Here is a 24,329-nt window from a genome sequence, read left to right as displayed (position 1 = left end):
TCGTTATTTGTAGATCGACTCGGGATCTTTCAAGACCGGCTCCACCGCCTGCCAGGCGCCGTCCTTCAGCACGCTGAAGAAGCAGCTGTGGCGCCCCGTGTGGCAGGCGATGCCGGGCTCGTGCCCGAGCTGCGTCACCTTCAGCAGCACCACGTCGGCATCGCAGTCGATGCGGACTTCGTGCACCGTCTGCACGTGGCCCGACTCCTCGCCCTTGAACCAGAGCTTGCCGCGCGAGCGGCTGTAGTACACGGCGCGGCCCAGCTCGGCGGTCTTCTGCAGCGCCTCGCGGTTCATCCAGGCGAACATCAGCACGTCGCCCGTGCCCTGCTCCTGCGCGATCACGGGCACCAGGCCCTGCGCGTCCCACTTCACTTCGTCGAGCCAGTTCATGTCCGCATTGTCGGTGATTCAGATGACGCGGCCGGCAAGCCGCGGCAGCGCCGCGGTCAGGTTGCCAGCAGGCAGTGCGCGCAGGCACACATCAAACATGGGGAGTATGCAGCGTTAGCGACCGTCTACTGGGCGCTGGCAGCCGCTATACAGGGGAGTATATGGCCACATGGCCGTCCAGAGTGTGCCCGCAGACGCACGGCATCGGGTGCCATCCGTCGGAATCGCTGCGCGGTTCCGACCTACCCGGCTTGCTGAATCCATCGGGATCGAATGGCCGCGGAGCAGGCCACGCCAGCGATCGCCATGGCCGGGCTTGCACCGGCCATCGGCGATGCCCCCTCGAGGGGGGTGGCGAAACAACGCGAAGCGTGTGCAGCCTGGGGGTGGGCTACAGCACGCCCTGCGCCAGCATGGCGTCGGCGATCTTCACGAAGCCGGCGATGTTGGCGCCTTCCACGTAATTCACCGTGCCGTCGCTGCGCTCGCCGTGGCGAACGCAGTTGCCGTGGATGTCCTTCATGATCTCGTGCAGGCGCAGGTCGACCTCGCTGTGCGTCCACGACAGGCGCATGGCGTTCTGGCTCATCTCCAGGCCCGAAGTGGCCACGCCGCCGGCGTTGCTGGCCTTGCCGGGTGCGTACAGCGTGCCGGCCTCGAGGAAGCAGTCCACCGCCTCCAGCGTGCTGGGCATGTTGGCGCCCTCGGCCACGCACACCACGCCGTTGGCGATCAAATGCCTGGCGTCTTCGGCGTCCAGCTCGTTCTGCGTGGCGCAGGGCAGCGCGATATCGACCGGCACGTGCCAGGGGCGCTTGCCGGCCTCGAACTTCAGCTTGTGCTGCTTGGCAAAATCCTTCAGGCGGCCGCGCTGCACGTTCTTGAAATCCATCACGTCCTGCAGCATGCCTTCGCTCAGGCCGCCCTCGCACACCAGGGTGCCATCGGAGTCGGACAGGGTGACGACCTTGGCGCCCAGCTCCATCGCCTTGGCGGCGGCGTACTGCGCCACGTTGCCCGAGCCGGAGATGCTCACGGCCCGGTCCTCGAAGCCCATCTGCTTGCGCCGCAGCATCTCCTGCGCGAAGTACACCGTGCCGTAGCCAGTGGCCTCGGGCCGCATCAGGCTGCCGCCGTAGGCGATGCCCTTGCCGGTGAACACGCTGCCGGCATCGTTGCTCAGCTTCTTCATCATGCCGGCCATGAAGCCGACCTCGCGCGCGCCCACGCCGATGTCGCCGGCGGGCACGTCGGTGTCGGCGCCCAGGTGGCGGTACAGCTCGGCCATCAGCGCCTGGCAGAAGCGCATCACCTCGCCGTCGCTCTTGCCCTTGGGATCGAAGTCGGAGCCGCCCTTGCCGCCGCCCATGGGCAGCGTGGTCAGCGCGTTCTTGAAGGTCTGCTCGAAAGCCAGAAACTTGAGGATCGACTGGTTCACGCTGGGGTGAAAGCGCATGCCGCCCTTGTAGGGGCCGATGGCCATGCTGTGCTGCACGCGGAAGGCGCGGTTGACCTGCGTCTTGCCCTTGTCGTCGACCCAGGCGACGCGGAACTGGATCACGCGGTCGGGCTCGCACAGGCGCTCCAGCAGGCCGTGTTCGCGGTACCTGGGGTGCTTCTCCAGAAACGGCCACAGCGACATCATCACTTCACGCACCGCCTGCAGGAACTCTGGCTGAAGGGGGTCGCGCTGCTCGATCTGGCGCAGGAATTCATTCATGCTGGCGGATGTCTTCAATGGGGGCTCCTTCGATGGGTTCGGCATGGCCATCGGCTCAGCAGACGATCATGCACCAAGTCCTCCCTGCGTTTCCTGACGGAAGACAAAGGGCGGACGCTTTGTTTTTGATAGCGACCGGCGCTGTCTGGCGGTTGGCCAGGGGCTTATTTTGACGCAAAAAGCAGCAGCACCAGCCGCCGCGCTACAGGCGCACCGCGATGCCGCGCGCGGCCATGTGCTGCTTGGCCTGCGCAATCGTGTATTCGCCGTAGTGGAAGATGCTGGCCGCCAGCACCGCGTCGGCGCCGCCGATCTGCACGCCATCGGCCAGGTGGTCGAGGTTGCCCACGCCGCCCGAGGCGATCACCGGCACCGGCACGGCGTCGGCCACGGCGCGGGTCAGCGCCAGGTCGAAGCCGCTCCTGGTGCCATCCTTGTCCATGCTGGTCAGCAGGATCTCGCCGGCGCCGTGCTCGGCCATCTTCTTCGCCCACTCGACGGCATCCAGCCCGGTGTTCTGGCGCCCGCCGTGGCTGTACACGTCCCAGCCCTCGCCGCGCGCCGCCACCTCGTCGCCCACGCGGCGCTTGGCGTCGATGGCGACCACGATGCACTGCGCGCCGTACTTGGCCGAGGCATCGCGGATCACCTGCGGGGTGGCGATGGCGGCCGAGTTGAAGCTGGTCTTGTCGGCACCGGCGTTCAGCAGGCGCCGCACGTCGTCCACCGTGCGCACGCCGCCACCCACGGTGAGCGGGATGAACACCTGGGAAGCCACGGCCTCGATGATGGGCAGGATCAGGTCGCGCCCGTCGCTGGTGGCGGTGATGTCGAGAAAGGTCAGTTCGTCCGCGCCCTGTTCGTTGTAGCGCGCGGCGATTTCCACCGGGTCGCCCGCGTCGCGCAGTTCGACGAAATTGACGCCCTTGACGACGCGGCCGCCGTTGACGTCGAGGCAGGGAATGATGCGTTTGGCGAGCATGGTGTGGTTCAGGCGGGGTCGCCGTTCAGTTCGTCGGCGCGGGCCTGCGCGGCGGCGAAGTCGAGGTCGCCGGTGTAGATGGCGCGGCCGGCGATGACGCCCTCGACGCCCTCGTCTTCCACCGCGCACAGCGCGTCGATGTCGGCCATGTTCGACAGGCCGCCCGAGGCGATGACCGGAATGGTGGAGGCCTGCGCCAGCTTCACGGTGGCATCGATGTTGATGCCGGACAGCATGCCGTCGCGGCCGATGTCGGTGTAGATGATACTGTCGACGCCCCAGTCCTCGAACTTCTTCGCCAGGTCGCCCACCTCGTGGCCGGTCATCTTGCTCCAGCCGTCGGTGGCCACCTTGCCGTCCTTGGCGTCGAGGCCGACGATGATGTGGCCGCCGAAAGCGGTGCAGGCGTCCTTCAGAAAGCCTGGGTTCTTCACCGCCGCCGTGCCGATGATGACGTAGCGCAGGCCGGCGTCGATGTACTTCTCGATCGTGTCCAGGTCGCGGATGCCGCCGCCCAGCTGCACCGGAATCTCGTCGCCCACGGCCTTCAGGATCGCCTTGATGGCCGCCAGGTTCTGCGGCTTGCCGGCGAAGGCGCCGTTCAAATCCACCAGGTGCAGGCGGCGCGCGCCCTGCGCCAGCCAGTGCGCGGCCATGTCGGCCGGGCTTTCGCTGAAGGTGGTGACCTGGTCCATGTCGCCCTGTTTCAGGCGCACGCAATGCCCGTCTTTCAAGTCGATGGCGGGAATGATCAGCATGGTGAAATGTGGATGAATTGAGGCTCAGAGGCCGTGGATATTGCGCCAGCAGCTACTGATGTTGCAGCGATCGAGGGTGGTCGATCAGGGGTTCCAATGCAGGAAGTTGCGGTACAGCGCCAAGCCCTGGTCGGCGCTCTTTTCAGGGTGGAACTGGGTGGCAAAAATATTATCGCGTGCCACCGCCGAGGTAAAGCGCGCGCCGTACTCGGTTTCGCCCACGCTGTGACGTGGATCAAGCGGACGGGCGTAGAAGCTGTGCACGAAGTAGAACCATTCGCCGTCGGGCACGCCGCCCCACACCGGGTGCGGGCGGCGTTGGTGCACGCGGTTCCAGCCCATCTGCGGCACCTTGTAGCGGCTGCCGTCGGGCGCGAGCTGGCCGGCCAGGTCGAACCGGATCACCTCGCCGGCGATCAGCCCCAGGCCCGGCGTGCCGGCGGCGGTGCGGCCTTCGGCGCTGTGGTCCAGCAGCATCTGCATGCCGACGCAGACGCCGAACAGCGGCTTGGTGGCCGCGGCCTCCAGCACCGATTCGAGCAGGCCGGATTCGCGCAGTTCGCGCATGCAGTCGGCCATGGCGCCCTGCCCTGGCAGCACCACGCGGTGGGCGTCGCGCACCTGCTGCGGGCTGCTGGTGATGACGGCGTTGACGTGCGTGTCGGTGGTCGCATGGATCACCGCCTGCGCCACCGAGCGCAGGTTGCCCATGCCGTAATCGACCACGGCCACCGTCTGGTTTACTACTGAATTCATAGCTGATCGCGCTTGATGGATAAGCGCTGGAGGCCTATTTGACTTATAAAACGCCCTTGGTCGAGGGCACGGTGCCGGCCATGCGCGGGTCGGGCGTGAGCGCCATGCGCAGCGCGCGGCCGAAGGCCTTGAAGATGGTCTCGGCCTGGTGGTGGGCGTTGATGCCCTTCAGGTTGTCGATGTGCAGCGTGACGTGGGCGTGGTTGACGAAGCCCTGGAAGAACTCGTGGATCAACTGCGTGTCGAGCTGGCCGATCATGCCGGCGGTGAACTGGGCGTTCAGCGCCAAGCCGGGGCGGCCGGAGAAGTCCACCACCACGCGCGACAGCGCCTCGTCCAGCGGCACGTAGCTGTGGCCGTAGCGGGTCAGCCCCTTCTTGTCGCCCACGGCCTGGCGCACGGCCTGGCCGATGCAGATGCCCACGTCTTCCACGGTGTGGTGGCCGTCGATGTGCAGGTCGCCCTTGCACTGCACGTCGAGGTCGATCAGGCCGTGGCGCGCGATCTGGTCCAGCATGTGGTCGAAAAAGCCGATCCCGGTGGCCAGCTTCGACTGTCCGGTGCCGTCCAGGTTGAGGGTGACGGTGATCTTGGTCTCGGCAGTATCGCGCGAAACGGTGGCGGTGCGTGCTTCAATGGTCATAGCGAGGCTTCAAGCGCGGCCAGCATCTGCGCGTTCTCGTCGGCGGTGCCCACCGTGAGACGCACGCAGTTGGCCAGCAGCGGGTGCATTTTAGAAACGTTCTTGATCAGGACGCGGCGCGCCTTCATGCCGTCGAACGCCTTCACGGCATCAGGCACGCGCACCAGCAGCATGTTGCCTTCGCTGGGGAAGGGCATCACCCCGGGCAGCCTGGCCAGCGCGTCGATCAGCCGGGCGCGCTCGGCGCGGATGTCGGCCGCCTGCGCCGCGAACACGTCGGCGTGCTCGATGGCGAACAGCGCGCATTCGGCGTTCAACACGCTGATGTTGTAGGGCGGGCGCACCTTGTCGATTTCGGCGATCAGGCCCGCATCGCCCAGCATGTAGCCGATGCGCACGCCCGCCAGGCCGAACTTGCTGAGGGTGCGCATGACAAGCACGTGGCGGTGCTTTTCCGGCGCGGCGCGTGCGTTCTCGATCCAGCTGCGCGCGGCGAAGGGCTGGTAGGCCTCGTCCATCACCACCAGGCCGCCCTGTGCGCCCTGCGCGGCGATCAGGCGCTCGATCACGCCCGCGTCCCACAGCGTGCCCGTGGGGTTGTTGGGGTAGGCCAGGTACAGGATGGCAGGCTTGTGCTGGGCGATGGCGGCGAGCATCGCCGCCTCATCCAGCGCGAAGTCGGCCGTGAGCGGCACGCCGTGGAAGGCCAGGCCCTGCAGTTGCGCGCTCATCGGGTACATCACGAAGCCCGGCACCGGCGCCACGATGCTGGCGCCCGGAATGTCGCAGGCCATGGCCAGCAGGCTGATGAGCTCGTCCGAGCCGTTGCCCAGCATCAGCGACCAGCCTTCGGGCGGCTGCGCCCAGGCGTGCAGCGCGGCCTTCAGCTCGTCGACGCGCGCGCCGGGGTAGCGGTTGATGGCGACCTCGCCGAGGCGCCGGCCCAGTTCCGCCTGCAGTTCGGGCGGCAGACGATGGGGGTTCTCCATCGCGTCCATCTTCAGCATGCCGGTCGAGTCCTGTACCGCGTAGGCGTGCATGGATTGCACGTCCTGGCGGATGCGGGCGAGGGGGTTGGGGGCGGTGGTTTCAGTCATCTGGCGTGGCGGGCAGTTGGTCGGGGCCGACAAGGTAGGGGTTGAGCACCTGCACGGTTTCGAAGCGCTGCTGGTGCGGCAGGTCTTCGCTCAGCAGGTAGCGGCAGCCCTGCTGCTGGGCCGAGGACACGATCAGCGCGTCCCAGTAGCCCAGCGCGTGGCGGTCCTGCAGCGCCCAGGCGCCGTCGATCACGTAGGTGTCGAGGTGCGGCGGCTGCCACTGGCGCAGGTTGCGCACCTGGGCGCGCGCCTGCTGCACCGGCATCACGCTGCGAAAGCGCGTGATGGCGTTGTGGTACAGCTCGTTCAGCACCTGGGTGCTGATGCGGCCGGCGCGCTGCGTCCAGCACCAGCGCAGCCATTCGCGCGCACGCGCCTGGCGGTCCGGGTCGCGGTCGTCGGCGGTGCGCAGCAGCACCGGGGTGTCGACGAAGACCAAGGGCGCGGTCATTGGATCTCACTCAGCCGCAGGTAGGGGCCGTCGCTGGCGCCCCAGGATTCGAAGCGCAGCGCGCTGCGCATGGCCTGCGCGTAGGCGTCTTCCTGGCGCATCTTCTCGGCCAGCATCTCGCCCACCAGGCGCGACACGCTGCTGCCGCGCTTGGCGGCTTCGACACGCACCCATTCGAGTACGCTGTCCTCGACCGTGATGGTGACGTTCTTCATGGGGCGCGAGTTTACACGAAATTCGTGTTGCACGAATTTCGTGTTCTCACTTGTGGTGCATGACCGCTTGATGACGAAGCCCCTGGTATCGACCCCAGCTGGGGCGCTTACCAGCTCGTAACGCGCCGGATGGCGGGCGCGCGCTGGCTGCGCTGCAATACACGTCAAGGCTTCGCACCGGCGGGGCACGGATCCAAAAGCCATGTCGATCAACCCCACCTCCATCGGGCGCGGCGGCGCGCTGGCTGGGCACGCGGCCCAGGCGCTGTCGCCCGCCGCCCGGCAGGCGCTGGACGGCGCCACCACGCTCGGCGTCGTCAACCCCGCCCAACTGGCGCAGCAGCTGAAGCGCGCACCCGACGGCGCACGCCAGCAGCTGCTGAACGAGCTGGCCCCGCACCTGTCGCCGCGCGATCTGGATGACGTAAGCCGCCAGATCGGCCAGCCGCCGCGCGCCAAGCCCGGCATCGACGCCGACCTGGCGCTGGACCTGACGCAGATCGGTCTCGACATCGCCGGCTTCTTCGACCCCACGCCGATCTCGGACGGCGCCAACACGCTGATCTCCCTCGGCCGGGGCGACTGGCTGGGCGCGGGCCTGAGCGCGATCAGCATGGTCCCCTACATCGGCGATGCGGCCAAGCTGGGCAAGCTCGGCAAATACGCGCAGACCATGGCCAAGGCCATCGACGCCGCGCGCGCCAACCCGGCCCTGCGCGAGGCGCTGGCGCCCGCCGTCAAGGGCATTGCCGACGCCATCGCCAAGCTGCCGCTGGACAAGCTGCCCGACAGCGCGCGCAAGCAGATCGCCACGCTGAAAGAGCTGACCGGCATCTTCGCCAAAGAGTCCGACGCCGCCGCGCGCCAGGCCCTGAAGGCCGCCGACGACGTGCCCGCCAGCGCCACCACCCGCGCCGCCGCAGCCGCCAGCCGTGTCGGCGCGCAGCCGGCCTGGGGCAAGTACATCGACGACATCAAGGCGCAGACCGGCATGGCCGTCGGCGCCAAGCAGCAGAAGCTGATCGACGCCGCGCTGGACAAGAAGGACTACACACGCCTGTCCACCGCCGATTCGAAGGCGCACCGCGCCCAGTTCAACAAGGTCAAGAACGACCTGATCGCCCAGTGGGAAACGCAAACCGGCAAGAGCTGGCCGCGCTACACCGAAGACCTGTACTCGAAGAACGGCACGCTGGTGCGCCGCGCGGGCCAACCTTATGATGCGCACCACATCATCGAGAGCAGCTACGGCGGCCCCAACGAGTGGTGGAACATGCACCCGGCGCGCTTTCCCGACCAGCACCAGCAGGGCATCCACCGCGCGGGCGGGCCCGGCAGCCAAGTTTTCCCCTGACCCATGAGCCAGTTCGACGACCTTGCAGCCGACCAGGGGCAGCCGCCCCTGGACAAGCTCACGCCTCTGCCCTCCGACGCGCTGGCGCGCCTGCGCGCGGCGCACCCGCAGGCGCCCGAGGGCTATATCGACTTTCTCACCACGCTGGGCTTTGGCGAGCTGGGCGAGGCTTCGTTCATGCTCTACGGCGGCCTGCTGGCGCCCGACGAGGTGTTCGGCGAAACGCCCGACGGCCTGCAGGGCGTGTGGCTGTTCGGCGACGACTTCGCCGGCACCAACTGCGGCTTCGACAGCGCCGACGGCTGGCGCATCGTCGAGATCGACCCCACCAACTTCAGCAAGGACGTGGTTGGCGAGGACTTCGCCGCCTTCATCCGCATCCGCATCGCCGCGGCAAGCTGAGCGGCCAGGCGGGCGCCGGCAGCCATGGCCCGCAAGCAGATACAGGGGAGTATGCCTTGCCAGCGCCCGTCAGACGGGAGCTGGCGGCCTGTATGATGGGGAGTATGTGCTGCGTGCCGCCTCGTGAAGCGGCTTCAGATCACACACTGCTCCTGCAGCGGCCGGTTCTCCAGCACGCGCGCCCAGCCCAGCGGCGACAAATCCAGCGTGCGGTAGCCGCCGTGCGCAATCCACTCGGCCACGCCGCACCCCACGGCGGGCGACTGCTGCAGGCCGTGGCCCGAGAAGCCGTTGGCGAAGATCAGGTTGTCGCACGCCGGGTGCGGGCCGACGATGGCGTTGTGGTCGAACCCGTTCATCTCGTAATAGCCGGCCCAGGCGCGGTGCAGCCGCAGCGCCTCGAAGGCCGGGATGCGCGCGGCCAGCGTGGGCCAGACGAAGGCCTCGAACGCCGCATGGTCGGGCTCGTCCAGCGGCAGGTCGTCGCCGTCCTGATCGGGCGGCGGCGCAAAGCCGGTGATGAAGCCCGCGCCCTCGGGCCGCAGCCAGATGCCGGAAGGATCGATCAGCAGCGGGCAGCGTGGCAGCGGCACGGGGCAGCTGACGTGGAACACCGTGCGCCGCCGCGCCACCACCGGCAGCGCGATGCCGGCCCACGCCGCCACGTGGCGCGCCCAGGGGCCGGCCGCGTTGACCACCACGCTGGCGTCGACATGCTCTCCATTCGATAGCTGCACGCGCCCGATGGACGGGCGCGAGCCCCGGCTTGCCATCTCGAAGCCCACCGCCTCGGCGGGCACGTAGCGAGCGCCCTGCGCCCGCGCCTGGGCGCGAAAGGCCTGCAGCAGGCTGTAGCCGTCGAACCAGCCCTCGCCCGACAGGCCGAGCGAGCCGAGCGCGATGCCCTCGGTGGCGAGCCACGGAAAGCGCGCCTGCAGCTCGGCCGGCGACAGCAGCGCCACATCGGCCCCGCTGGCGCGCTGCCGCGCGTGGTTGTCGCGCAGCACGCCCTCGCCCGCCGGCGTGGCCAGGTACAGGTAGCCGCCTTCGTGCAGGCCGATCTGCGGCGGCGGCTCGCCCGGCACGGCCAGCTCGCGCGCCGCATCGCGCAGCACGCCGATGCCGTAGGCCGAGATGGCCATGTTGATCGCGGTGGAGAACTGCTGCCGGATCGACGACGCCGACAGCGCCGACGAGGCGCGCGCGTAGCTGAAGTCGCGCTCCAGCACCGTCACGCGGCAGGGGCGCGCGGCCTGGCTGGCGGGCCGCGTCAGGTAGCGCGCAATGCTGCTGCCGACGGCGCCGCCGCCGATGATCACCACATGGTCGTCGCTCATGGGTGCTATTCTGGGGGCATCATGTAACTATGTTATTGATAGCTTCCTGCAAAGACAGGGCGGGCGCTGAGGGCCGATTGGGCTGACAACCCCAGGGCGTTGCGCCGGCCCCACCTGCACCGCCCGCCTCCCCCAAGGGGAGTATGTTGCGGCCTGCACCTACACCCACGGCGCGGCGGCGCGGCTATGCTGGCGCCCCAGATGAGACTGAGATCACTCGCATTGCTCGGCGCTGGCGGCTGGGCCCTGTACCGGCTGACCCAGCAACTGGGCCGGCCGGCCGGTGTCGAGCCCGTGCGCCCGTTCAGCCTGACGCGCTACCTCGGCCGCTGGTACGAGATCGCGCGCATCGAGCACTCCTACGAGCACGGCCTGACCAACACCAGCGCCGACTACCGGCCGCTGCCGGGCGGGCGCGTGCAGGTCGTCAACCGCGGCTACCACCCGGCCAGCGGCCGCTGGCGCGAGGCCCGCGCCACGGCCAGCCCGGTCACCGGTGCCGCCGGCGCGGCGCAGCTGCAGGTCAGCTTCTTCTGGCCGGTGCGCGCCAGCTACATCGTGTTCGCGCTGGACGACGATTACCAGCACGCCCTGGTCAGCGGCCCCACGCACGACTACCTGTGGCTGCTGTCGCGCACGCCGCAAATCCGCCCCAGCGTGCGCGCCACGCTGCTGGAGCAGGCGCGCGCCGCCGGCTTCGACACCGGCCGCCTGCTGTGGGTGGACCAGCGGCGCAACACCGCCGGCCTGCGGGGCGATCTGCCGCGCCGCAAACTGCCGCGCTGAGCGGCGCCCCACCGCAGGCAAGCCGGCACGCCTGCAGGGCCTTGGGTGCGGGGGCAGAATCGGCCGCATGACCAACAACACCCCTCACCCGTCCGTCTGGGACCAGAACTACCGCGCCACCGCCGACTTCAAGTACGGCGAGCAGCCCAATGCCTTCCTCGTCGCGCAGGCCGCGCGCCTGGCACCCGCCTCGCGCATCCTGCTGCCGGGCGACGGCGAAGGCCGCAACGGCGTGTGGCTGGCCGAGCGCGGCCACGCCGCATTCAGCATCGACGGCTCGGCCGTCGGCCTGGAACGCGCGCAGGACCTGGCGCGCCGCCGCGGCGTGACGCTGCACACCACCCACGCCGACCTGGGCGCGTGGCAGCCCGAGCCGGCCAGCTTCGACGCCGTGGTCGCCATCTACCTGCACCTGCCGCCGGCGCTGCGCGCGCCGGTGCACCGCAAGCTGGTGCAGGCGTTGGGGCCCGGCGGGCTGCTGATCCTCGAAGCCTTCCACCCCGATCAACTGCCCTTGAGCAGCGGCGGCCCCAAGGACGTGGCCATGCTCTACACGCTGGCCATGCTGCGCGCCGACTTCGCCGACATGACCGAACTGCTGGCGGAAGAGACCGACGCCGTGCTCGACGAAGGCTCGGGCCACCAGGGGCCGGCCAAGGTCACGCGCTGGATCGGCCAGCGCTGAGGCTGAACAAGGGGGGGCCGCCGTGAAAACCCTGCTCATCGTTTACCACTCGATGACCGGCGGCACCGAGCAGCTGGCGCACGCCGCCGCGCGCGGCGCGCAGAGCGAGGCCGGCGTGCACGTGCGCCTGCTGACCGCACCGCAGGCCGGGCCGGACGACGTGCTGGCGGCCGACGCCTACCTGTTCGCCTGCCCCGAGAACCTGGCCGCCATCGCCGGGCTGATGAAGGACTTCTTCGACCGCTGCTACTACCCGGTGTTGGGGCGCATCGAAGGCCGCCCCTATGCCACGCTGATCTGCGCCGGCAGCGACGGCAGCAACGCCGCACGGCAGATCGAACGCATCGCCACCGGCTGGCGCCTGAAGCCCGCCGCACCGCCACTCATCGTCTGCACCCACGCGCAGACGCCGGAGGCGATCCTGGCGCCGAAGCGCATTCCGCCGGAGGAACTGCAACGCACGGAGGAGCTGGGTGCAGCGCTGGCGGCGGGGGTGGCGATGGGGGTGTTTTGAACATACTCCCCTCATACCCATCCGCCAGCGCCTGACCATCAAGCGCTGACGGCATATACCCCCCTATCTTGATCGCAGGTCGGAACCCCGAAGGGATTCCGACGCGGCTCGCGCGCCCCGGCTCAACGCAAGCGCATCTCCGCCGCCCGCGCATGCGCCTGCAGGCCCTCGCCATGCGCCAGCACGCTGGCGATGCGGCCCAGTTGCTGCGCGCCGGCTTCGCTGACCTCGATCAGGCTGGTGCGCTTCTGGAAGTCGTACACGCTCAAGGGGCCTGAGAAGCGCGCTGTGCCGCTGGTGGGCAGCACGTGGTTGGGGCCGGCGCAGTAGTCGCCCAGGCTTTCGCTGGTGTAGGCGCCGAGGAAGATGGCGCCGGCGTGGCGCAGCAGCGGCTCCCACTGGTGCGGGTCGCGGCTGCTCACCTCCAGGTGTTCGGGCGCGATGCGGTTGCTGATGTCGCAGGCTTCTTCCATGCTGCGCGTGTGGATCAGCGCGCCGCGGCCGTTCAGGCTCTTGGCGATGATCTCGGCGCGCGGCAGGGTGGGCAGCAGGCGGTCGATTTCGCGCTGCACGGCGTCGATGTAGGCGGCGTCGGGGCACAGCAGGATGGACTGCGCCAGCTCATCGTGCTCGGCCTGGCTGAACAGGTCCATCGCCACCCACTCGGGCGGCGTGCTGCCGTCGGCCAGCACCAGGATTTCGCTGGGGCCGGCGATCATGTCGATGCCCACGGTGCCGAACACGTGCTTCTTGGCGCTGGCCACGTAGGCGTTGCCGGGGCCGGTGATCTTGTCCACCTTCGGCACCGTCTGCGTGCCGTAGGCCAGCGCGCCGATCGCCTGAGCACCGCCGAGGGTGAAGGCGCGGCTGACGCCCGCCACGTGCGCGGCGGCCAGCACCAGCGGGTTCTTCTCACCTTTCGGCGTCGGCACCACCATGATGATCTCGCCCACGCCCGCCACGTGCGCCGGGATGGCGTTCATCAGCACGCTGCTCGGGTAGGCCGCCTTGCCGCCGGGCACGTAGATGCCCACGCGGTCCAGCGGCGTGACCTTCTGGCCCAGCAACGTGCCGTCTTCGTCGCGGTAGGTGGCGGTCTCGCCGCCCTGGGTTTTCTGCCACTCGTGGTAGCGGCGGATGCGCGCGGCGGCCTGCTGCAGCGCGCCGCGCTGTTCGGCGGGCAGGCTGTCGAAGGCGGCCTTCAGTTCGGCGGCGGTCAGTTCCAGCTCGGCCATCGACGCAGCGGCCAGCCCGTCAAAGCGCGCCGTGTATTCCAGCACCGCCGCATCGCCGCGCGTGCGCACGTCGGCCAGGATGTCCTTCACGCGCTGCTCGATGGCATCGTCCTGCTCGGCGCTCCAGTGCAGGCGGGCGGTGAACTGCGCCTCGAAGTCAGGCTGCGTGGTGGAAAGGCGAAGAGGCTTGGCGGAGAGGGACATGGTCATCATGGCGCCACGGCGGGCGGCTACAGTCAACAGCGCCCGCCGTGTGCTGCGGGCCAGCGGGTTATTGTCTCACCCGGGATTCCTGAGCGGGCGCGCCAGCAGGGCCTGCGTGGCACACTCGTCGTCATGGACGATGGTGACATCATCTGGATCGAGCCTCGCAGCGCGGCACTGGCTTTCCGGTCTCGGCTGCTGAACTCTGCCCCCAAGCCGTTGCAGGCTCTGGTCGCCTGTGGTGAAGATGCGCAAACCCTGCTGTGGCAGCTCGATTGAGCGCAGTTGGCTGCCGACGAACGCACCTGGCTCGAAGGTGGGGAATATCTGCCAGCGCTGGCCTTCGACTGGCTTGATCGTGCCGCGGCACTGATGCGCCTGTGTGATCAGCAAAGACAATCGGCAGCGCTGCTTGAGGTGCCCTCGCGCCGCCTGACCCAGCTCTCGATCAGCGACCTCATGCACGCCATGGGGAGCGACGTTTGGCTTGACGACGCTCAGGTGGCGCTGGTCTGGGGCTTTGCGCACGACGCACTGATGCACCCGCAGACGATCCGCTGGCCCCTGCCGTGCCGCGGCGCCGTCATCCCCCACGGCGACGGACTCAGCGTGGGCTGGTGGGCGCCATCGGCGGACATCGCGTTGCTCGGCTCCATCCGACACTGAAAGCCGGTCCGGTTTCGACATCGTGATGCGGCAAGATGATGGCCTTGACGCATCACCCGCCGCGCGCCAACGCCATGCTCGACTGGCTGAAAAAGCTCACCCCAAGACGCACCCCAGCCCCGGCAGACGCACCGCCCGACCTGAAGGCCGTGTTCCGCCTGGCCCTGGCCCATTACCCCGCCCACGTGCCGCCGCATCGTGGCCTGGGCGGGCATATCACGCCCGAGCAGGCGCAGCACAACCTGGACTGGTTTCGGCGCTCGGTGCCCGAGCGGCTGCACGCCCTGCGCGCGCTGGCGGCCGACACCGGGCTGGCGCTGCCGGCCGACCTGCAGCGGCCGGTTGCTTCGCTGGACGAGGCCAAGGAATTGGTGGCGCGGCTGATCGCGTGGACACGCGCCTGCTGGCCTGATCGGCCCTACCGGCCCGAGCATCTGAGCGACAGCCACTGGGCCATGAGCGCCCGCACCGGCGACGACGCGATCTTCAGCGTGGTGCTGGACGTGGCCACGCTGCTGGGCCAGGTGGCGATGACCGGGCGCAGCGAATGGCGCTGGGGCCTGGACATGGCGCGCGCCAGCCGGGGGCCGCAGCCCATGTTCTCGGCGCGGCGCGTGGTGCTGTTCACGCCGCCGCTCGGCGAGCAGCGCGCACCCTGCATGATGGACATGGAAGCGCTGGTGCTGGAGCGCTACCGCCGCCCGAAGGACTTCAGGTTCAACCAGACGCTGGAATACGACCCGTGGATGGAATACGTGCGCGATGGCTACACGGGACGCGTGATCGATCTGATGGCGGGTCGGTGAAGGCCGCGCCGGCGCTGATCAGCGGTCAATCCATAAGGGGGAGTATATGCCTTCAGCGCCCGTCAGCCGGGCGCTGGCGAACAGGATAAAGGGGAGTATCTTGATATCCCCGCCTTTTTAGCGCCATCCACGCGCGCTCACGCCGGCTGGTGCATCGCCTGCGCGAAGGCGTCGATGATCGTGCGGATGGCCGCCGTCTTGAGCTTGAGCGCCGCCTGGTTGACCACCAGGCGCGAGCTGATGTCCATGATGTGCTCGACCTCGACCAGGTTGTTGGCCTTCAGCGTCTTGCCGGTGCTGACCAGATCGACGATGGCGTCGGCCATGCCGGTGAGCGGGGCCAGCTCCATGCTGCCGTAGAGCTTGATCAGGTCGACGTGCACGCCCTTCTCGGCAAAGAAGTTGCGCGCAATCGTCGTGTACTTGGTGGCCACGGTGATGCGGCTGCCCTGGCGCACGGCCTTCTGGTAATCAAAGCCGGCGGGCGCGGCCACGGCCATGTGGCACTGGGCGATCTGCAGGTCCAGCGGCTGGTACAGGCCGGCGCCGCCGTGCTCGATCAGCACGTCCTTGCCGGTCACGCCGATGTCGGCGCCGCCGTATTCGACGTAGGTGGGCACGTCGGTGGCGCGCACCAGCACCACGCGCACGCCCTCCTGGTTGGTGGGCAGGATGAGCTTGCGCGACTTCTCGGGGTCTTCCAGCACCTCGATGCCCGCCGCGGCCAGCAGCGGCAGGGTCTCGTCGAAGATGCGGCCTTTGGACAAAGCCAGGGTGATCACGATGGGTTTCCTTCTAGCGAACTTGTCGTCGTCGATGCCCACTATTGTCGCGCCGGTCCGTGCAAGCGCGGCGCCCAGTCTTCGGCGGCGCCCTGTTCCAGCCGGCGCTCGAACAGCTTGCGCCACGAGGGCGGCAACGGCAGAGCCAGCACGGCGTGCAGCGTGGCGGGTTCGCACACGCGCTGGCGGATCAGGGTGGCCACGCGGTCCAGCGGCCAGTCGGGGTGCGGGCGGGTGATCAACACCACAGGATCGTCCGCCTGCAGGCTGCCCTGCGCCAGCACGCGCAGGTACCAGCCGGTGCGGCCAGTGTCCTGCACCCGGCGCGCCATGTGGGGCTCGCCAAAGCGGTCGTTCAGCTTCCAGCACGGCTGGCGGCCTTGGCTGACGGCGAAGCGTGCGCTGCCGATCTGCCATTCGTCGCCCAGGCACACGCTCTGCTCATCCAGGCCATCGACGCTCAGGTTCTCGCCGAAGGCGCCGGGCGCGGCCAGCAGCGGCCGGTCGCCCAGCTCGCTGCGCCAGATCGCGTAATGCGCCCATGGGTAGACGTGCACCGCCTTGTCGGGCCCGCCGTGCACGCGGCGGTCGCCCTGTTCGTCGCCGGCCAGCGATTCGGCCCCCACGGCGACGGGGCCGCTCACGGACTGCTTGTCGATGGCGCTGAAGGTGCCTGGCCGCGTGTAGGGCACGGCGCGCCCGGTCAGCACGGCGCGCACCTGGCCGATGACGGGGGCTGCGCTGCGTGCCGTCACCGCCGTCAGCGCACGCGCTCGATGTCGGCGCCGATGGCGCGCAGTTTCTCTTCCATCTGGTCGTAGCCGCGGTCCAGGTGGTAGATGCGGTCGACCAGCGTCTCGCCGTCGGCCACCAAGCCGGCGATGACCAGCGAGGCCGAGGCACGCAGGTCGGTGGCCATCACGGTGGCGCCGCTGAGCTGCTGCACGCCGTCAATCATGGCCGTGCGGCCGTCAACGTGGATACTGGCGCCCAGGCGCACCAGTTCGTTGACGTGCATGAAGCGGTTCTCGAAGATGGTCTCGGTGACCATGCTGGAGCCCGAGGCCACGCAGTTGAGCGCCATGAACTGCGCCTGCATGTCGGTGGGAAAGCCCGGGTATTCGGTGGTGCGAAAGCTCTGCCCCTTGAGCGCGCGGCCGCCCAGGCTGCGCACGTGGATGGCGTGCGCCTTGGGGCCGCCCTGGCAGTCGGGGCCGCCGATGGCCTCGATCTCGGCACCGGCGTCGCGCAGCTTCTCGACCACGGCGTCGAGGTGGTGCGCGCAGGCGTGCTGCAGCGTCACGTCGCCGCCGCAGGCCGCCACGGCGCACAGGAAGGTGCCGGCCTCGATGCGGTCGGCCACCACCTCGTGCTCGCAGCCGCGCAGGCGCTCCACGCCCTGGATGCGAATGCGGCTGCTGCCGTGGCCTTCGATCTGCGCGCCCATCTTGATGAGCATCTCGGCCAGGTCGACGATCTCGGGCTCTTGCGCGGCGTTCTCCAGCACCGTCTCGCCCTCGGCCAGGCAGGCGGCCATAAGAAAGTTCTCGGTGCCGGTCACCGTGACCATGTCGGTGGTGATGCGCGCGCCCTTCAGGCGCGTGGCGCCGTCGGGCAGGCGCGCGACCATGTAGCCGTGCTCCACGTCGATCAGGGCGCCCATGGCCTGCAGGCCCTTGATGTGCTGGTCGACCGGGCGCGAGCCGATGGCGCAGCCGCCGGGCAGCGACACCTTGGCACGGCCAAAGCGCGCCAGCAGCGGCCCCAGCACCAGCACCGCCGCGCGCATGGTCTTGACCAGCTCGTAGGGCGCCTCGGGCGTGATCGGCTCGGCGGCGTGAAAGCTCATGCCGCCGCGCTCGCCGTGCGTCTCGGTCTGCACGCCCATGTTGTCGAGCAGCTTGCGCATGGTGCGCACGTCCTGCAGGCGCGGCACGTTGGTCAGCTTGACCGGCTCGTCGGTCAGCAGCGTGGCGCACATCTCGGGCAGCGCGGCGTTCTTGGCGCCGGAGATGGTGACTTCGCCGCGCAACGGGCGGCCACCGCGGATCAGGAGTTTGTCCATGGCTGGATTGAAAAGGCTCGGTGGATATCGAGAGGCCGCAGCGCAGGCCAGGCGCGAGCACCCGTGGCCGGACCTGCGCCGGCCACTGGGTGCGTCCCCCCTGCGGGGGGAAGGCGCCGCAGGCGACTCAGGGGGGATTTCATTTGGCTGCCCATTCGGCAGGGGTCAGCGTCTTCATCGACAGCGCATGCACCTCGTCGGTTTTCAGGCGCTCGCCCAGCGTGGCGTACACGCGCTGGTGGCGCGCGATGGGGCGCTTGCCCTCGAACTCGGGCGAGACGATGGTGGCGAACCAGTGGCGGCCGTCGCCTTCGACTTCGAGGTGCTCGCAGGCCATGCCGGCGGCGATGAGGGCTTTGAGTTGGTCAGCGGTCATGTCGGGGGGGTTATCAAAATAATAGCTGCTTGCGCTTGTCAATCAATGGTTTCAAATGTTTTTCGCTTGAAACAACCAACTGGCGGGCGCAAGCCACTCTCAATTCATGAGCACCGGCTTGCTTGCGCCCGGCACCCACGACCTTAGCCGCGCAGCTTGTAGCCGGTCTTCAGCAGGTACAGCGTCAGCGCCGACACCAGCGCCACCGCCGAGCCAGCCACGCCCAGGCTGAGCCAGGGCGACACGTCGCTGACGCCGAAGAAGCCGTAGCGGAAGCCGTCGATCATGTAGAAGAACGGGTTGAAGTGGCTGATCGTCTGCCAGAAGCCGGGCAGCGAATGGATGGAATAGAACACGCCGGCGAGGAAGGTCATGGGCATGACGATGAAGTTCTGGAACACGGCCATCTGGTCGAACTTGTCGGCCCACAGCCCGGCCAGCAGGCCCAGCACGCCCATCAGCCCCGCGCCCAGCAGCGCGAACACCAGCACCCAGGGCAGCGAGGCGGCGCGCGGCGGCGCATACAGCAGCGTGACGAGGTACACGCCCAGCCCCACCAGCAGCCCGCGCAGCACGGCGGCGCCCACGTAGGCCACAAACCAGTGCCAGGCCGACAGCGGCGTGAGCAGCGTGAACACCAGGTTGCCCATGATCTTGCTCTGCACCAGGCTGGAGGCGCTGTTGGCAAACGCGTTCTGCAGCACGCTCATCATCACCAAGCCGGGCACCAGAAAGGCGACGTAGCTGACGCCGGGGTACACCTGCACGCGGTCGCTGAGCACGTGGCCGAAGATCAGCAGGTACAGCACGGCGGTGAGCACCGGCGCGGCGATGGTCTGGAAGGCCACGCGCCAGAAGCGCAGCACCTCCTTCTTCAGCAGCATCTTCCAGCCGTCGTTGGGCGCCGGCAGGGCCTGCAGGTGCGTGGTGCGCATCACCGATTCGTTCATGACAGCACTCCTGCGGTGGTGGTTGGCGGCGGCGTGGCGATGGCGGGCGCGTTCATCAACTGGATGAACACGTCCTCCAGGTCGGCCTTGCGGATTTCCAGGTCTTCGACCGCCACGCCGGCCTGGCGCAGCGCGGCCAGGTGGGCCTCGATCTCGGCCGGGCCGCTGGCCGGCAACTCGACGATGCGGCCGGTGGTGCGCGCCTGCGCGGCCAGCTCGGGCGGCAGGGCGTTGTCGGTCTTGAAATACAGCACGTTGGCGGTGGCGTTGTTCAGCAGCGTGCTGGTGCGCTCCAGCGCGATGACCTGGCCCTTCTTGAGCATGGCCAGGCGCTGGCACAGGGCCTCGGCCTCTTCCAGGTAGTGCGTGGTCAGCAGCACGGTGTGGCCCTTGCGGTTGAGCGCGGCGACGAACTGCCACAGCGTCTGGCGCAGTTCCACGTCGACGCCGGCGGTGGGCTCGTCGAGCACGATGACGGGCGGCTTGTGCACCAGCGCCTGCGCCACCAGCACGCGGCGCTTCATACCGCCAGAGAGCTGGCGCATGTTGGCCCTGGCCTTGTCGGCCAGGCCCAGGCCGGACAGCAGCTCGTCGATCCAGTCGTCGTTGCGGTGCAGGCCGAAGTAGCCGGACTGGAAGCGCAGCGCCTCGCGCACGGTGAAGAAGGGGTCGAACACCAGCTCCTGCGGCACGATGCCGAGGTGGCGGCGCGCCTGCATGAAGTCCTGCTGCACGTCGTAGCCATGCACCTTGACGGTGCCGGCCGTGGCGCGCGCCAGGCCGGCCAGGATGGAGATCAGCGTCGTCTTGCCCGCGCCGTTGGGGCCGAGCAGGCCGAAGAATTCGCCTTCTTCGATGTCGAAGCTGACGTTGTCGAGGGCTTTCAGGGGAGCGGCGCCGGATTTGCCCGCGGCCGGATAGACCTTGGACACCGACTGAAAGGAGATGGCAGGCATAGGCAACCGGCCATTTTACGATTTTGGGCCGTTCCGCGTGGTGCGCAACCGGCCCAGCCCCTGGGGGCGCAGGCTCTTTCAGGCCGCGGTGTCCTCGGGCAGGGCGGGATCGGGTAGCAGGGCCGAGATGCCGTACAGCCCGGCCAGCTCACGCAGCCGCGGCGCCAGGCCGCGCACGGCAAAGCGCTTGCCGTCCTGCAGGCATTCGCGCCGGCACTCCAGCAGCACCGCCAGGGCGGACGAATCGAAACGCGTCAGCGCCGTGGCGTCGACCAGCACCTGCGGCTCGCTCTCGGCCCGCGCGGCCTTCAGCAGCATGTTCAGGCAGGTGGGCGCCTGGGCGTGCGTCAGTTCGGCGGGCAGCACCAGCATGGCGGTCAGGTCTTGCCGCTGGCGGCGTTGCTCTGGTTGCGCTCGGACAGCGACCTGATCAGCGCATCGACGCCGCCGGCATTGATCTGCTGCGCGAACTGCGGGCGGTAGTTGTCGACCAGCCACACGCCGACCACGTTCAGGTCGTAGATCTTCCAGCCTGCGCCCTGGCCGGGCGTCTTCTCCATGCGGTAGTCGACCTGCACCGGGTCGCCCTGGCCGCGGATGAGGGTGCGCACCACCACTTCCTTGTCGGTCGGCGCGCCGCGCAGCGGCAGTACCTCGACGCTCTGGTTCTTCACCTGGCGCAGCGCGCCCGCGTAGGTGTGCACCAGCAAGGTCTTGAACTCGCTCTGCAGGCGCTGGCGCTGCTCGGGCGTGGCCTTGCGCCAGGCCGGGCCGGTGGCCGAGGCGGTCATGCGCGTGAAGTTCACGTAGGGCATGACCTTGGAATCCACCACGGACATGATGCGGTTGATGTCGCCACCCTGCAGCGCCGCGTCGCCCTTGATCAGTTCCAGCACCTCGTTGCTGACGCGGGTCATCATGGCGTTGGGGGCCTCGTCGGCCGCCTGCGCCCACGGCGCGGCACCCGCCATGGCCAGCGCGCCCAGCGCACCGGCGGTGAAACGGACAAAGGAACGGCGATCGGCAATCTTCATCGGTCTGTCTTTCTCGGGACGGCGCACCCCGGCGCCCTTGGCATTTTGAATCTGCCGCGCCCCAGGGGTTCCCCAGCGCTGTTACAAGTTGTGCTAGCGGGCCGGCTGCGGGGCGGCATCAGAGCCAGCGGGTGCCGGCGCGGCCCCGCCCTCTTCTTCCAGGTCGTAGCGCTCCTCGTCCTGCGGCGGGTTGCCGTCGTGGATCTCGTTGCGGCGCTTCTGCAGGAAGGCGTCGCGCTGGAAGCTGTACTTGTCGAGCGCGGCGGATTCAAGAAAGTCGGTCGTCGTCAGCAGGCTGGCGCGGGTCTGGATGACGTTCACACCGATCAGCGAATTGCGCACCGACACATCGTTGACGTGGCCGACCGCGCTGCCGTACGCATCGACCGGCAGCGCCGCGGCGTCGCGCAGCGTCGACGGTCCGAACAGCGGCAGCACGAAATACGGCCCCGCCGGCACGCCCCAGTAGCCCAGGGTCTGGCCGAAGTCCTCACGGTGGCGCTGCAGTCGCATCTCGGTCGCCGGATCCAGCACGCCGCCCAGCCCCATGGTGCTGTTGATGACGACGCGCCAGAACGAGTGCAGCGCGCCCTCGGGCTTGGCCTGCAGGATGTTGTTCACGAAGGACCAGGCATCGCCCAGGTTGCCGAAGAAGTTGCTCACCCCCGTGCGCACCGGTTGCGGCAGCACGTCGCGGTAGGCCGTGGCCACGGGCTTGAGCACGGCCGTGTCCACCGCCTCGTTGAAGCTGTACATGCTGCGGTTGTAGCGCTCCCACGGGTCGCGCGGATCGGCGCCGGGGGCACTGGCGCAGCCGGCCAGCAACACCAGCGCCACGGCACCAGCCAGACCTTGCACGCGCTGCCTGGCGCCCATGCTTTGCTTGCTCATTGAAATACCCCTGTTGCTTTCGCGGTGTCGCTGGCTGCTTGCGGCGCGCCAGCGCTGGCTGGCGGCCTGCGGCTGCCGAAGGCGTGATTGAACCCCACCGGCGGCCTACTTTCCACCCTTGTCGGGGGATGCGGCATTGGCCGCGCTGTTGAAGAGAAACTGGCTGATCAGGTTCTCCAGCACCACGGCCGACTGCGTGCTGGTCACATTATCGCCGGCGGCCAGGTTGTCCTCGGCCGCGCCGGCCTCCACGCCGATGTACTGCTCGCCCAGCAGGCCGCTGGTGAGGATCTTGAGCGAGCTGTCCTTCGGAAACTTGAAGCGCGCGTCCATGTCCAGGTCGATCCGGGCCTGGTAGCGCTCGTCGTCGAAGCTGATGCCCGCCACGCGCCCCACCACCACGCCGCCGCTGCGCACCGCCGCCTTGGGCTTCAGGCCGCCGATGTTGTCGAACTGCGCCGTGATGCGGTAGGTGGACTGGAAGTTCAGCGACAGCAGGTTGGCCGCCTGCAGCGCCAGAAACACCAGCGCCGCCAGCCCGATCATCACGAACAGGCCGACCCAGAGATCATTCTTGGAGCGTTCCATCTAGCTCGCCCTCACATCAATAGGAAAACATCAGCGCCGTGAGCAGGAAGTCCAGCCCCAGCACCATCAAGGACGCCATCACCACCGTGCGAGTGGTGGCGCGCGCCACGCCGTCGGCCGTGGGCTTGGCCATGTAGCCTTGCAGCAGGGCCACGAAGGTCACGGTGATGCCGAAGGCCACGCTCTTGATCACCCCGTTGCCCAGGTCGGAGAAGATGTCCACGCCGCCCTGCATCTGGCTCCAGAAGGCACCGGGGTCGACGCCGATCATCGGCACGCTGACGATCCAGCCACCCAGCACGCCCACCGCGTTGAACACCGCCGTCAACAGCGGCATGACGATGATGCCGGCCCAGAAGCGCGGCGCGATGATGCGCTGCACCGGGTCCACCGCCATCATCTCCATGGCGCTGAACTGCTCGCCCGACTTCATCAGGCCGATCTCGGCCGTCAGCGACGTGCCTGCGCGCCCGGCAAACAGCAGCGCGGTGACCACCGGCCCCAGTTCGCGCAGCAGCGACAGCGCCACCATCAGCCCCACCGCCTCGGCCGAGCCGTAGCGCTGCAGGATGTTGTAGCCCTGCAGCGCCAGCACGAAGCCGACGAACAGCCCCGACACCGCGATGATGGCCAGCGAATAGTTGCCCAGGAAGTGGATCTGGTCGCGCACCAGCGAGAAGCGCCGCAGCGTCGGCCCCAGCAGCGCGACCAGGCGCCAGAAGAAGCGCGCGGCGTAGCCCACATCGGCCAGCGCGCGGCGCGTGGCGAAGCCGACGTCGGACGGGCGCCACCAGCTCATCGGGCCACCTCGATGCCAAAGTCCTGCTCCACCGTGGGGCCGGGGTAATGAAACTCCACCGGGCCCTCCATGTCCATGCCGACGAACTGGCGGATCAGCGGGTCGCTGCTGGCGCGCACCTCGTCCGGCGTGCCCTGCGCGGCCACCTTGCCGTCGGCCAGGATGATCACCTGGTCGGCGATGAGGAAAGTCTCCTGCACGTCGTGCGACACCACGATGCTGGTGATGCCCAGCGCGTCGTTGAGCTGGCGGATCAACTTGGCCGCGGTGCCAAGCGAGATCGGATCCAGCCCGGCGAACGGCTCGTCGTACATCACCAGTTCAGGGTCCAGTGCGATGGCCCGCGCCAGCGCCACACGCCGCGCCATGCCGCCGGAGATCTGCCCCGGCATCAGATCGCGCGCGCCGCGCAGGCCCACGGCGTCCAGCTTCATCAGCACGATGTCGCGGATCAGCGCCTCGGGCAGTTTGGTGTGCTCGCGCAGCGGAAAGGCCACGTTCTCGAACACGCTCAGGTCGGTGAACAGCGCGCCGAACTGGAACAGCATGCCCATGCGCCGGCGCGCGGCGTACAGCTGGGCCTCGTCCATCGGGCCGATGTCCTTGCCGTCGAACAGCACCTGCCCCTGCTGCGCGCGCTGCTGCCCGCCGATCAGGCGCAGCACCGTCGTCTTGCCGCCGCCCGAGGCGCCCATCAGCGCCGTCACCTTGCCGCGCGGCACCGCCAGCGACAGCCCGCTCAGCACCGGGCGCGTGCCATAACCAAAGGTCACGTCGCGCAGCTCGACCAGGGCGTCGGTCGATGCGGCACCCGACGCCGGAACAGAGGGCACTGCGATGGAAGAAGGCGATGACATCGTCAAAAAGACAGAGCCGGCATGACA

The 24,329-nt window shown here is 68.7% G+C and carries 31 protein-coding genes; 8 read left to right on the top strand and 23 right to left on the bottom strand.

Annotated elements, in window-relative coordinates:
* Window positions 1-3: 3 nt before the first annotated feature.
* From hisI to ACFSCU_RS07475, 9 genes are all read right to left on the bottom strand, one after another.
* Complete coding sequence (gene hisI / locus ACFSCU_RS07515; protein WP_180549911.1) at window positions 4-393, bottom strand: phosphoribosyl-AMP cyclohydrolase; 390 nt, start codon at window positions 391-393, stop codon at window positions 4-6.
* 391 nt (window positions 394-784) lie between these two features.
* Window positions 785-2,113, bottom strand: a complete 1,329-nt coding sequence (gdhA, locus tag ACFSCU_RS07510) for an NADP-specific glutamate dehydrogenase (RefSeq protein WP_333706872.1) — start codon at window positions 2,111-2,113, stop codon at window positions 785-787.
* Between the two features lie 202 nt (window positions 2,114-2,315).
* Window positions 2,316-3,095 carry an imidazole glycerol phosphate synthase subunit HisF gene (gene hisF / locus ACFSCU_RS07505; protein WP_180549912.1) on the bottom strand — a complete coding sequence of 260 codons (780 nt, stop codon included), beginning with the start codon at window positions 3,093-3,095 and terminating at the stop codon, window positions 2,316-2,318.
* 8 nt (window positions 3,096-3,103) lie between these two features.
* Window positions 3,104-3,853: a 1-(5-phosphoribosyl)-5-[(5-phosphoribosylamino)methylideneamino]imidazole-4-carboxamide isomerase gene (hisA, locus tag ACFSCU_RS07500; protein WP_180549913.1), complete on the bottom strand. Its 750-nt coding sequence runs from the start codon at window positions 3,851-3,853 to the stop codon at window positions 3,104-3,106.
* Between the two features lie 84 nt (window positions 3,854-3,937).
* A complete protein-coding gene (hisH, locus tag ACFSCU_RS07495; RefSeq protein ID WP_377560309.1) occupies window positions 3,938-4,609 on the bottom strand; it encodes an imidazole glycerol phosphate synthase subunit HisH in 672 nt (223 codons plus the stop codon).
* Between the two features lie 43 nt (window positions 4,610-4,652).
* Complete coding sequence (gene hisB, locus ACFSCU_RS07490; RefSeq protein WP_180549914.1) at window positions 4,653-5,252, bottom strand: imidazoleglycerol-phosphate dehydratase HisB; 600 nt, start codon at window positions 5,250-5,252, stop codon at window positions 4,653-4,655.
* Entirely contained in the window at window positions 5,249-6,349 is a 1,101-nt protein-coding gene (gene hisC, locus ACFSCU_RS07485; protein ID WP_377560308.1) for a histidinol-phosphate transaminase, read from the bottom strand. Before hisC ends, hisB begins: the two co-directional genes overlap by 4 nt.
* Complete coding sequence (locus tag ACFSCU_RS07480; RefSeq protein WP_180549915.1) at window positions 6,342-6,800, bottom strand: PIN domain-containing protein; 459 nt, start codon at window positions 6,798-6,800, stop codon at window positions 6,342-6,344. Before ACFSCU_RS07480 ends, hisC begins: the two co-directional genes overlap by 8 nt.
* Window positions 6,797-7,015, bottom strand: coding sequence for a CopG family transcriptional regulator (locus ACFSCU_RS07475; protein ID WP_180549916.1), 219 nt, complete (start codon window positions 7,013-7,015; stop codon window positions 6,797-6,799). The genes ACFSCU_RS07480 and ACFSCU_RS07475 overlap by 4 nt, the downstream gene beginning before the upstream one ends.
* Before the next feature lie 202 nt (window positions 7,016-7,217).
* Here ACFSCU_RS07475 and ACFSCU_RS07470 point away from each other — a divergent pair, with 202 nt between their 5' ends.
* Window positions 7,218-8,369, top strand: coding sequence for a hypothetical protein (locus ACFSCU_RS07470; RefSeq protein WP_180549917.1), 1,152 nt, complete (start codon window positions 7,218-7,220; stop codon window positions 8,367-8,369).
* 3 nt (window positions 8,370-8,372) lie between these two features.
* Entirely contained in the window at window positions 8,373-8,771 is a 399-nt protein-coding gene (locus ACFSCU_RS07465) for a hypothetical protein (RefSeq protein WP_180549918.1), read from the top strand.
* Between the two features lie 134 nt (window positions 8,772-8,905).
* Here ACFSCU_RS07465 and ACFSCU_RS07460 read toward each other — a convergent pair whose 3' ends face one another.
* Window positions 8,906-10,108, bottom strand: coding sequence for an NAD(P)/FAD-dependent oxidoreductase (locus tag ACFSCU_RS07460; RefSeq protein WP_180549919.1), 1,203 nt, complete (start codon window positions 10,106-10,108; stop codon window positions 8,906-8,908).
* Between the two features lie 201 nt (window positions 10,109-10,309).
* Here ACFSCU_RS07460 and ACFSCU_RS07455 point away from each other — a divergent pair, with 201 nt between their 5' ends.
* The 3 genes from ACFSCU_RS07455 to ACFSCU_RS07445 all read left to right on the top strand — a co-directional run bounded on the left by ACFSCU_RS07455 (window position 10,310) and on the right by ACFSCU_RS07445 (window position 12,093).
* Window positions 10,310-10,894 (top strand): lipocalin family protein, encoded by a 585-nt coding sequence (locus tag ACFSCU_RS07455; protein WP_180549920.1) that lies wholly within the window; start codon window positions 10,310-10,312, stop codon window positions 10,892-10,894.
* A gap of 67 nt (window positions 10,895-10,961) precedes the next feature.
* On the top strand, window positions 10,962-11,579 hold the full coding sequence (locus ACFSCU_RS07450; RefSeq protein ID WP_377560306.1) for an SAM-dependent methyltransferase: 618 nt from the start codon (window positions 10,962-10,964) through the stop codon (window positions 11,577-11,579).
* 22 nt (window positions 11,580-11,601) lie between these two features.
* A complete protein-coding gene (locus tag ACFSCU_RS07445) occupies window positions 11,602-12,093 on the top strand; it encodes a flavodoxin family protein (protein ID WP_180549921.1) in 492 nt (163 codons plus the stop codon).
* 122 nt (window positions 12,094-12,215) lie between these two features.
* On the opposite strand, the gene hisD is transcribed toward ACFSCU_RS07445, so the two are convergent.
* Window positions 12,216-13,532, bottom strand: a complete 1,317-nt coding sequence (gene hisD / locus ACFSCU_RS07440) for a histidinol dehydrogenase (RefSeq protein WP_180549922.1) — start codon at window positions 13,530-13,532, stop codon at window positions 12,216-12,218.
* A gap of 132 nt (window positions 13,533-13,664) precedes the next feature.
* On the opposite strand from hisD, the gene ACFSCU_RS07435 reads away from it, so the two are divergent.
* The 3 genes from ACFSCU_RS07435 to ACFSCU_RS07425 are packed head-to-tail and all read left to right on the top strand — an operon-like array spanning window position 13,665 to window position 15,004.
* Window positions 13,665-13,811, top strand: a complete 147-nt coding sequence (locus tag ACFSCU_RS07435) for a hypothetical protein (RefSeq protein ID WP_333707691.1) — start codon at window positions 13,665-13,667, stop codon at window positions 13,809-13,811.
* 6 nt (window positions 13,812-13,817) lie between these two features.
* Window positions 13,818-14,198, top strand: coding sequence for a hypothetical protein (locus ACFSCU_RS07430; protein WP_377560305.1), 381 nt, complete (start codon window positions 13,818-13,820; stop codon window positions 14,196-14,198).
* 38 nt (window positions 14,199-14,236) lie between these two features.
* Window positions 14,237-15,004 (top strand): hypothetical protein, encoded by a 768-nt coding sequence (locus ACFSCU_RS07425; protein WP_377560303.1) that lies wholly within the window; start codon window positions 14,237-14,239, stop codon window positions 15,002-15,004.
* A gap of 137 nt (window positions 15,005-15,141) precedes the next feature.
* Here the strand turns inward: ACFSCU_RS07425 and hisG are convergent, their stop codons facing one another.
* The 12 genes from hisG to ACFSCU_RS07365 all read right to left on the bottom strand — a co-directional run bounded on the left by hisG (window position 15,142) and on the right by ACFSCU_RS07365 (window position 24,302).
* Window positions 15,142-15,786, bottom strand: a complete 645-nt coding sequence (gene hisG / locus ACFSCU_RS07420; RefSeq protein WP_180549926.1) for an ATP phosphoribosyltransferase — start codon at window positions 15,784-15,786, stop codon at window positions 15,142-15,144.
* A 41-nt stretch (window positions 15,787-15,827) separates the two neighbouring features.
* A complete protein-coding gene (locus tag ACFSCU_RS07415; RefSeq protein ID WP_308645784.1) occupies window positions 15,828-16,541 on the bottom strand; it encodes an MOSC domain-containing protein in 714 nt (237 codons plus the stop codon).
* Between the two features lie 5 nt (window positions 16,542-16,546).
* Complete coding sequence (murA, locus tag ACFSCU_RS07410; protein WP_180549927.1) at window positions 16,547-17,851, bottom strand: UDP-N-acetylglucosamine 1-carboxyvinyltransferase; 1,305 nt, start codon at window positions 17,849-17,851, stop codon at window positions 16,547-16,549.
* A 139-nt stretch (window positions 17,852-17,990) separates the two neighbouring features.
* Window positions 17,991-18,227: a BolA family protein gene (locus ACFSCU_RS07405; protein ID WP_180549928.1), complete on the bottom strand. Its 237-nt coding sequence runs from the start codon at window positions 18,225-18,227 to the stop codon at window positions 17,991-17,993.
* A 143-nt stretch (window positions 18,228-18,370) separates the two neighbouring features.
* The gene (locus tag ACFSCU_RS07400) at window positions 18,371-19,177 is read right to left on the bottom strand and encodes an ABC transporter permease (RefSeq protein ID WP_257645650.1); all 807 of its coding nucleotides are present in this window, start codon (window positions 19,175-19,177) and stop codon (window positions 18,371-18,373) included.
* On the bottom strand, window positions 19,174-20,133 hold the full coding sequence (locus ACFSCU_RS07395; protein WP_180549929.1) for an ABC transporter ATP-binding protein: 960 nt from the start codon (window positions 20,131-20,133) through the stop codon (window positions 19,174-19,176). Before ACFSCU_RS07395 ends, ACFSCU_RS07400 begins: the two co-directional genes overlap by 4 nt.
* A gap of 78 nt (window positions 20,134-20,211) precedes the next feature.
* The gene (locus ACFSCU_RS07390; protein ID WP_180549930.1) at window positions 20,212-20,505 is read right to left on the bottom strand and encodes an STAS domain-containing protein; all 294 of its coding nucleotides are present in this window, start codon (window positions 20,503-20,505) and stop codon (window positions 20,212-20,214) included.
* A gap of 5 nt (window positions 20,506-20,510) precedes the next feature.
* On the bottom strand, window positions 20,511-21,161 hold the full coding sequence (locus tag ACFSCU_RS07385; RefSeq protein WP_373368332.1) for an MlaC/ttg2D family ABC transporter substrate-binding protein: 651 nt from the start codon (window positions 21,159-21,161) through the stop codon (window positions 20,511-20,513).
* A gap of 99 nt (window positions 21,162-21,260) precedes the next feature.
* A complete protein-coding gene (locus ACFSCU_RS07380) occupies window positions 21,261-22,058 on the bottom strand; it encodes an MlaA family lipoprotein (protein ID WP_377560300.1) in 798 nt (265 codons plus the stop codon).
* A gap of 105 nt (window positions 22,059-22,163) precedes the next feature.
* Complete coding sequence (gene mlaD, locus ACFSCU_RS07375) at window positions 22,164-22,646, bottom strand: outer membrane lipid asymmetry maintenance protein MlaD (RefSeq protein WP_377560299.1); 483 nt, start codon at window positions 22,644-22,646, stop codon at window positions 22,164-22,166.
* A gap of 16 nt (window positions 22,647-22,662) precedes the next feature.
* Window positions 22,663-23,445, bottom strand: coding sequence for a lipid asymmetry maintenance ABC transporter permease subunit MlaE (gene mlaE / locus ACFSCU_RS07370; RefSeq protein WP_180549933.1), 783 nt, complete (start codon window positions 23,443-23,445; stop codon window positions 22,663-22,665).
* Entirely contained in the window at window positions 23,442-24,302 is an 861-nt protein-coding gene (locus ACFSCU_RS07365; RefSeq protein WP_180549934.1) for an ABC transporter ATP-binding protein, read from the bottom strand. The genes mlaE and ACFSCU_RS07365 overlap by 4 nt, the downstream gene beginning before the upstream one ends.
* Window positions 24,303-24,329 lie beyond the last annotated feature (27 nt).

The sequence above is a fragment of the Ottowia beijingensis genome (genome assembly GCF_042680925.1).
GTDB lineage: Bacteria > Pseudomonadota > Gammaproteobacteria > Burkholderiales > Burkholderiaceae_C > Ottowia > Ottowia beijingensis.
This window is presented reverse-complemented; position numbering and strand designations above follow the sequence as displayed.